9 protein-coding genes are annotated in these 5,339 nt (G+C 35.1%); 6 read left to right on the forward strand and 3 right to left on the reverse strand.

The window, feature by feature from the left end; genetic code table 11:
* Nucleotides 1-242: 242 nt before the first annotated feature.
* Together ACFIMK_RS00345 and ACFIMK_RS00350 are read right to left on the reverse strand one after the other, a co-directional pair.
* Nucleotides 243-623 (reverse strand): hypothetical protein, encoded by a 381-nt coding sequence (locus tag ACFIMK_RS00345; RefSeq protein ID WP_375610977.1) that lies wholly within the window; start codon nt 621-623, stop codon nt 243-245.
* A gap of 207 nt (nt 624-830) precedes the next feature.
* Nucleotides 831-1,133, reverse strand: coding sequence for a helix-turn-helix domain-containing protein (locus ACFIMK_RS00350; RefSeq protein WP_100128398.1), 303 nt, complete (start codon nt 1,131-1,133; stop codon nt 831-833).
* A gap of 91 nt (nt 1,134-1,224) precedes the next feature.
* Between ACFIMK_RS00350 and ACFIMK_RS00355 the strand changes: the two genes are divergently transcribed.
* The 3 genes from ACFIMK_RS00355 (at nt 1,225) to ACFIMK_RS00365 (ending at nt 2,339) form a co-directional block, all read left to right on the forward strand.
* On the forward strand, nt 1,225-1,476 hold the full coding sequence (locus tag ACFIMK_RS00355; RefSeq protein WP_375612601.1) for a helix-turn-helix domain-containing protein: 252 nt from the start codon (nt 1,225-1,227) through the stop codon (nt 1,474-1,476).
* A gap of 10 nt (nt 1,477-1,486) precedes the next feature.
* A complete protein-coding gene (locus tag ACFIMK_RS00360) occupies nt 1,487-2,098 on the forward strand; it encodes a hypothetical protein (RefSeq protein ID WP_375693494.1) in 612 nt (203 codons plus the stop codon).
* A gap of 10 nt (nt 2,099-2,108) precedes the next feature.
* A complete protein-coding gene (locus tag ACFIMK_RS00365) occupies nt 2,109-2,339 on the forward strand; it encodes a hypothetical protein (RefSeq protein WP_208434686.1) in 231 nt (76 codons plus the stop codon).
* Between the two features lie 87 nt (nt 2,340-2,426).
* On the opposite strand, the gene ACFIMK_RS00370 is transcribed toward ACFIMK_RS00365, so the two are convergent.
* The gene (locus ACFIMK_RS00370) at nt 2,427-3,098 is read right to left on the reverse strand and encodes a hypothetical protein (protein ID WP_375627818.1); all 672 of its coding nucleotides are present in this window, start codon (nt 3,096-3,098) and stop codon (nt 2,427-2,429) included.
* A 66-nt stretch (nt 3,099-3,164) separates the two neighbouring features.
* Between ACFIMK_RS00370 and ACFIMK_RS00375 the strand changes: the two genes are divergently transcribed.
* From ACFIMK_RS00375 to ACFIMK_RS00385, 3 genes are read left to right on the forward strand one after another with little or no spacing between them, the layout of a single operon-like run.
* Nucleotides 3,165-3,638 carry a crossover junction endodeoxyribonuclease RuvC gene (locus tag ACFIMK_RS00375; RefSeq protein WP_375627686.1) on the forward strand — a complete coding sequence of 158 codons (474 nt, stop codon included), beginning with the start codon at nt 3,165-3,167 and terminating at the stop codon, nt 3,636-3,638.
* A complete protein-coding gene (locus ACFIMK_RS00380; protein WP_375627687.1) occupies nt 3,628-3,981 on the forward strand; it encodes a DUF1376 domain-containing protein in 354 nt (117 codons plus the stop codon). The genes ACFIMK_RS00375 and ACFIMK_RS00380 overlap by 11 nt, the downstream gene beginning before the upstream one ends.
* Nucleotides 3,971-5,104 carry a hypothetical protein gene (locus ACFIMK_RS00385; RefSeq protein ID WP_404977332.1) on the forward strand — a complete coding sequence of 378 codons (1,134 nt, stop codon included), beginning with the start codon at nt 3,971-3,973 and terminating at the stop codon, nt 5,102-5,104. Before ACFIMK_RS00380 ends, ACFIMK_RS00385 begins: the two co-directional genes overlap by 11 nt.
* Nucleotides 5,105-5,339: the final 235 nt, after the last annotated feature.

Here is a 5,339-nt window from a genome sequence, read left to right on the forward strand (position 1 = left end):
TTCTTTCTCGATATAGCCGCCTAGGTCGTCTGCTTTAACATCATCAAAATCCCTTAAAGCACGAATGCGGTGGAGAGTTTTTCTATCAAACTCAATTGTTTCATCAGTCATTTCGTATTTTTTTTCCATGGTTTTACTCCTTTAAGTTAGATTCTGCCTTTGTCGTTCTTGCAAAAGAACGGCATTGCATTGTGGGGTGAATTTTTTGAAAAGGTGGCGTCTTTTAAAAACGCCTTTAGCTTTTAAAGCACATCACAAGGACGCAAACGGTGTTGTTTTTCGTAAGAACCATACATTGCATCATCATATTCGCGCTGTTTTATATCATCTAAAAAAAAACCGTATGCTGTGCTGTGTAGAATAAAGTCATGCGGTATTTTGCCATCAAAACACTTTTGTTCACGTAGTTTGAGATAAAACTCAGCAATATCTTCAGAGATATCTTCGCAACGATTAGTCGTTGGTTCTACGCGCAAAATTTGGACAGCATTATCGGTTTGGTCGATAAAATTGATAATGTCCTTTTCTTCTAATAAAGGACCAGATTTAGCGAGATTTTGTTCTTCATTTTCGCACATCACTAAGAGAATTTCATCAGAATTTATAAACACTGGTTTATTCACAAATGCCTCCATACTGCCTATTGGCAAAAGTTATTTTCTAAGATATGGGATATTTGATACCAAAACGGTAATTTAAAGTCAATACCAAAATGGTTATTTTTTTTATTTTATATTTTTTTAGAGTAGAAAAAATGGATGAAAAATGGTCAATTAATACGCAAATATTAGAACTATGGGATAAATTGACAGAAGATGAAAAAAGAGAGTTTATTCTTTTTTATCTTGATAAAATGAAGAAAGGAGATCAAGAAGTTTAACCTTATTATCGTAGCTTAGATGCTCTAACATATCTTCAATTTGTTCATCTAAGCTATTAGGCTTATTTCCTGAAAACAACAGTTGTTTGGGGGTAATTTTTAAGTGTGGCGCCAAACGTACAGCCCACTCCTTTGTTAATTTTCGTTGTCCATTTTCTAAACGAAAAATTTGTGGCTGACTAGTCCCTACCAATTCGGCTAATTCTTTTGAAGTTAAACCTACTTTTTGTCTGAAAAATTTCAAATTATTCATGATTCTTATCCTAATTAAAAAAAATATCCTTTCAAATGCCAATATGGTAAAATATGCTTGTCTTAATAATACCAATATGGTAAAAAGAGGAATGTCTAAACTAAAACTGTATTTATCAAAGAATAATATTACTTATGCCGAGTTTGCGATTTTGGTAGGTGTTACACAAGCATCTATAGCACGCTATGTGAATAAGAAGCGATTTCCGCATCCTAGGATAATACAAAAAATAGCAGAAGTTACTGATAATTACATAAGTCCTAGCGATTGGTATCAAGAGAATTTTTCTTCAATTTCTAAAAGTCGCGGTGTTGATCAGACGGGCGATAGATTGCAGCATTAAGGAGATCAAAATGAGTTCGAATGAAATTTTATGGATAGCAGTGGTTTCAGTTTTGCTCTTAAGCGGAGTGATGTTTCGTATTGCATTGCATTATCGCGATCAAGTTAAAGCACTTAAAGAGCAGGTTCAAGATATTAAGAAAAAAATGAAAGAGAATGAGTTTAGGTATTTAAAGGAAAGCAAGCAGACAATTGATGAATGTGATGCGGATCTTGAAGAACGTGACAAGGAAATTAAACAACTGAAGCAAGAGATTGAAGAACGTGACGAGGAAATTAAACAACTGAAACAAAAGACTGAAGAGCATGAAAAGGCGTTCAGAAATGTAAGTGAAGTTGTAATGACACTCGAAGCAGATGTTCNAGAATGTGACGACGAGGAAATTGAAGAACGTGACAAGGAAATTAAACAACTGAAACAAAAGACTGAAGAACTAAAACAAAGTATAGATGCGTATCGAGAAGAGTTTACACGGAAAAGTGAAAAGATACAGGCACTAAAAGCAGATGTGCAATCACGCGACGAGGAAATTCAAAGACTAACACAAGAGCTTAAGCCGCGTGATGAAGCAGTAAAAGCGCCGCTTCATAAGAATAAGAAGAGTAAGAAGAAGGGTAAGTGAGGAGAGAAAGATGAGTTTAGTAGCAATTATTACGTTTTTTACTACCAATGCGGTTATGTTCTTTTGTGTTATCGCTATGTTCTTTTTTGTTTTGCTCTATCGCAATAGAGAACAAGAGCTCAAAACAGAACTGAAGGAAAAAGATATATTAATTGTAAAGTTAAATATGTCAATTGAAGAGTTGAAAAAGAAAGTACAAGAAAGAAGAGTTATAGGAACCTTTGGAGGTTATGATTCATGAAAAAGAACAAACTAATAAATACTTTTATCTTCTCACCTTAATAGGTGAGAAGATAAGTAAAACCTAATTCCCAATCTTATAAGATTATCATCGTTGATGACTTAATTTTCGAAAAAAGCTGGGCCAAAAGCGAACTTCAAGTGTTTTATGTGGGTCATATGATGAAGTATGTTCTAAGATAAAGATCGGAACGGATAGTTTATCATGATTTTCTGTTTCTATGGAGCGAATTTTTAATTCCCATTGAAAACTATCCCCACCATTCACTGTAAATAGGTCAATTCCTCTTTCTAATACGTTGTTTTGGATGACAGGATTTGTTGTAACGGGAGTTATTAAATCGATACATTTGGGAGATGTTTTAAGAATGCTTCTTGGAGAGCTTTGAGAGTATGGATAAGGAGTTGGATAGAATGCTTGAACGAATTCGAAAGGGCTATTTTCATCTATTCGTATATAGTTCATTTTCATTGGTCGGTCTGTGGGGTTTTTGATGGAAAATTCTATGAGAATACCTTCTGGTGATAGATCTTCAGGTTTAAGATTAAAGATCTCAACTTTCATCTTTGGTCCTAAACCTTCTGCTATGTTTTCTGTCCACAAAGTTTCTAAGGAATTTCTTATCATTTGGGGAAGGTCTTTTTTCAATATACTTTGTCTTTTGAATGTTGCGAGTTCTGTTTCAATGTTATTCAATTTATTGTTCATGTTAATTGTAATGTCAGTTAATTCTACAAAATTTTCTTGCATATTTCTCATATCTCTTTCTCCTCCGCTTTGGGAAAACAGTAATTTTATAAAATACGTTTTGTATGGAGAGGAGCGGTGAATAACACGATTCTTTGTTTTGATCTAGGTACCAAAACAGGGTGGGCGATACGTGGTGCAAGTGGTGACATGTTCAGTGGTACCGTGAATTTTCAATCACGCCGTTTTGAAGGCGGTGGAATGCGTTATTTGCGTTTTAAACAATGGCTATCAGAAATAAAGCAGACAGCAGGTCAAATTGACGCGGTGTATTTTGAAGAGGTGAGGCGTCATAAAGGTACAGATGCAGCGCATGTTTACGGTGGTTTGTTAGCAACGTTAACGGCGTGGTGTGAACAGCATCAGATACCGTATGAGGGGATACCAGTAAGTACGATTAAGAAAGCGACGACAGGCAAGGGGAATGCGTCGAAAGAAGAGATGATTAAGGCGGTGCGTGCAAAAGGGCACAATCCGAAAGATGATAACGAAGCAGATGCTTTAGCAATTTTATATTTAGTTAAAGAAAGGGAATTGGGGTATGTCCATTAAATTACCATGGACGAGGCTTTTTGCATACAAATGGCTTCTTACTCTTGGTTGTTTGTCGCCGACCGAGAAATGTATCTATGTCATGTTGCGACTTCTAATGCTCCATACTGGTGAGCCTATTTTAAAGGACTTAAGGGTATTAGCTTTTTGGGTTGGTTATCCAGTAGAAGAGTTTGAAACAGCTTTGAATTCCTTGATTGAAGGTGGATTCATCATACGTTTAGACAATGGTGGGTTGTGGAATTCAGAAGTTGAAAAAGAACTCAACAGTCTCAGTGAAGAAGAGCTAGATAATTTCACTTGCAATAATAATAAAGAAAGGGAGGTGAAGTATGTCAACTAAGTTGCCATGGACGAGGCTTTTTGCAGACAAGTGGCTACTTGATCTTGCTTGTTTACCCGCAATTGAAGGCAATGTTTATATGCGATTGCGATTGCAAATGTTGCGTACTAGAGAGCCTCTTGTAAATGATGCGCAAATATTATCTCATTTCACGTGTTGTTCAGTAAAAAGATTTCAGAAGGCATTAGATTACTTATTTAGATCTGGACACATTATTCTTTCAGAAGATGGTCATTTGTGGTGTTCAGATGTTGAAGAAGAATTAAAAAATTCAGACGAAACTTTAAATAAGTTTGCAGAAAGAGCAGCAAAAGCCGCCAATACTAGAAAACATAAAAACCACGAAGAATCTTCAAGAGAGCTTCAAGATTCTTTAAGAAGTCTTCAAGATTCTTCAAGATGTCTTGAAGATTCTTCAAGAGGGTACATTAACAATAACATTAACAATAACAAAAAAAATAAAAATATTATTTTATCAAAAAGAGAAATTGATTTTGAAAATTTAGAAACAAACGATTTGGTTGACGAGCCAATCGAATGTGATGTTGAAAGCCAATCAGAACAAATCAAAACGATAGAAACCAAACAACCAATCATTCACGAGCAAAATACCAACACTTCAAACGAAGTTAACAACCGATGGCAAATTAACGAAGCGATGATTGCGAAATTGCCTTCACGAAAAGTTAAAAAGGTTGGAAAACAACTTTCAGAAATCGTTGATAAGATAATGCCTGCTTATTTTCCAGAGAAAGCAAACTTTTTTGAAGGAACAAAGAAAATAAGGGAAAAACAAGAAGTTGAAAGAATACTAGAAGATTTCAAACCCGATTTTCAATACGCAACTGAACAAGGATTAACGCATGATGAAGCCTTATCAGAATTTGAAAAATTTGTACGCTTTTCAAAATCCAACCCATGTCGAAATGCAAATGAACGCGATTGGCAAAGCGCTTGGGATAATTGGATTACGCATCCAGAATATGGATTGGTAATTAAGAAACACAAAAAATCAGAAGTGAAAAAACTATATGAAAGCGCATGTTATAAACCACCGTCAAACAATTTCGCAAATAACCTTTCAGAAAGCTTCAATCAACTTGCAACAGCGATCTACGCTTAAAGACACTTATGGATCCGAAAAAACAGCAAAGTAGTGAAGTTTGCTGATGATTTTGAGAATAGATATGCGTTTAAATTGACAGAAAGGCACCGTACAGAGCGATTTAAATATTTTGTGATAAAAACCACATTGAAATTAAAAACGCTTCTGTACGGTCCATTTTGAGGCAAATAAACCCATTGGTAAAGTTATGGATTTAGATAGGGGATATTAAACCAGATGTTTTTAAAAAAAC

Origin of the sequence: Bartonella sp. AP280QHHD, assembly GCF_042196125.1 — a bacterium.
GTDB lineage: Bacteria > Pseudomonadota > Alphaproteobacteria > Rhizobiales > Rhizobiaceae > Bartonella.